Annotated in this window: 1 protein-coding gene; it reads left to right on the forward strand. The window is 32.8% G+C overall.

The features are described 5' to 3' along the window. Window positions 1–2,678: amino acid adenylation domain-containing protein (locus ACKI3Q_RS07695; protein WP_407415860.1), on the forward strand; the 2,678-nt coding region annotated here is incomplete at its 5' end. Between the last annotated feature and the right edge of the window lie 126 nt (window positions 2,679–2,804).

A 2,804-nucleotide genomic window follows, 5' to 3' on the forward strand; every position in this document is an offset into this window, starting at 1 on the left:
AATTTGAATCTATGGAAGTAGATAATGAATCTGAAAACGTAGATGAGTTAATTAGTGAGTTAAGTATTGATATTATTCAAAAAGGCAATTCTTATATTCTATATCTCCAATATTCGTCTAAATATTCTGAAGATGTGATGAATAGATTTGCTGAGTCTTATAAATCTATATTATCTCAAATAATCTGTGTTGATAAGTTAGGTGAAATCAATTATGTTTCTGATTCTGATTTGGAACTTTTAGATACATATAATCAAACTGAACATGCATTGAAATATAATGATATTCTGGATGCATTCAATGATAATCTCATGAAATATCCTGATAATAAACTTGTTTTGTATAATGATGCTGTTTACAGCTATGCCGAGAGCGTTTTTATTGCAGATAAGATTGCTAAAAAACTTGCCGATCTTGGTGTTGAATTTCAGGATAATGTTGCATTTTTAGTTAATCGGAGTGAATTATATTTATTTATTGTATTGGCTATTTTGTCTATGGGTGCAGTTTATGTACCTCTTGATACTAATCTTCCGGATGAACGGATAGATTTTATACTGGAAGATACGGATTCCAAGGTTCTCATTGTTAGTGATGAAACCTATGAATATGCCCAAAATATGGATAATAATCATGTTCTTTTGAATGTGTCAGATATTGTTAGAAAAGAAACTGGCACTTTATCCAGTTTGCCTGTTAATTATGGTGATTTGGCTTGTATTTTATATACTTCAGGGACCACTGGTGTTCCAAAGGGTGTTAAAATTACTAGAAAATCCCTTCTTAATGTGGCTGAATGGTATGTTGATGAATACGGTTTCGGTAAGGATGATGTTTATGGAATGTTTTCATCAATAGGTTTTGATGTGGCCAGTTTTAATATTACTGTAGTCATGCTTGCCGGTGCCTGTTTGGCAATTGTTCCTGAGGACTGCAAATCAGATATGGCTAAACTAAATGAGTATTATATCCAACATGGCGTTAATCATGCATGGATTACCACTTCCGTAGGTAAATTATTCATGAATAGTGTAGATATTACCTCTCTGGATATACTGATTTGTGGTGGTGAAAAACTTGGCGAATTTGAAAGTCCAAAAGATTATACCTTAATTGATGTTTGTGGTCCTACTGAAGCATTTGAGCATGTTTATTCGATTAAAAATTCCGATAAAATGGATTCCTCATCAATCGGTTATTTGAATTATAATACTAAAGCATATCTTTTGGATGATGAATTCAGACGTGTTCCTGTAGGGGCTGTTGGTGAACTGTATCTGGCAGGTTATCAATTGGCTGAAGGTTATCTGAATCGTGATGAAAAGACAAAAGAGGCATTTTTAGAAAATCCTTTCGATGATGATGAAGAGTATAATGTATTGTATCGTACCGGTGATATGGGACGTATGCTTCCTGACGGATCATTTGCAATCGTAGGCCGTCGTGACAGTCAGGTTAAGGTTAGAGGAAACCGTGTTGAATTATCAGAAATCGAATCAATAATACGAAAAATGGATGGAATTGCGGACGTTACGGTCCAAACAATCAAGACACATGGTACAAATGAAATTGTTGTATATGCTGTCAGTGATATGGATGAAAATTTATTAGATAAATCCATTCGTGATTATGTGGCTGAGCATAAACCTGCTTATATGGTGCCTTCATATGTTATTAAATTAGATAAAATTCCTTTAAATGTAAATGGTAAAGTTGACCGTCGTGCATTGCCTGATGTTGATTTAGATAGTTTGCGTGTTGAATATGTTGCTGCAACTAATGAAACAGAACAAATTATTGTTGAAGCTTTTGAAAAAGTATTTAATCAGGAAAAAATTGGTATCTATGATGACTTTGTTCGTCTGGGTGGAGATTCCATAACTGCGATTAAGATAACCTCTATCTTGTCAAAATATGATATTAATGTTAATGCACATATTATATTTGAGAATAAAACTCCTTATCAAATTGCAAAATTCATTGATAAAGACCAGGCAGAATATGGATTCTATCTGGCCAAAGAAGGTACTTCAGATCAAAACATGTTCATATTGCCTCCACAAGGTGGAATTTCCTTGGTATTTTCACAATTGCTTGACAATCTTGAATTTGAAGGTAATGTTTACCTTATTGATGACTTTAAATTGGATTTAACAATCGATGAAGTGAGAAATACTGACTATAATATGACCTTTGAAAAATACTGGGATGCAATCAAAGACATCTTTTTGGATGGAGACATTATAGCCGGATATTCATTAGGCTGTCTTTACTCAATGCTGATTGTCGAAAAATTGGAAAAATACAGGAAAATAGAAAAATGTATCTTAATTGATGGTCCATTAGACTTCTACAATGATGAAGTTCTAGAAAAAGAAGGTGAATTAAATATTATTAATCAACTACATGAATTAGGTCTTGGTGCTGATGAGTTAGAACCGGAAGACCATGACGAGTTAATTGACAAGATAGTTGAAATATCCCGGGTAAATCTGGTATGGGATTTCCCAGCTGCAAAAATCAATGATACTCCAGTAATTTATCTTGCAACTACCCATGAACTTGAAGGTAAATTGGAAAATATCGCAAGAAATGGAGAATTTATCTTCATTGAAGGCACTGATCATTTATCAGTTATTGGACCTGATGTTAAAAAGATTGTAAAATATTTTAAATAAGTCCTCAACTAATTTTAGTTGAGGCATTTAATTTTTATGCAAATGTATTTTTTTCTTCCAGGTAAAAGCAGAAACAATTAGAACTAACTGACTTTTTAATTAGATAGTTCAAAAAAATCATGAAAA

The sequence above is a fragment of the Methanobrevibacter sp. genome (genome assembly GCF_045636185.1).
Lineage (GTDB): Archaea > Methanobacteriota > Methanobacteria > Methanobacteriales > Methanobacteriaceae > Methanocatella.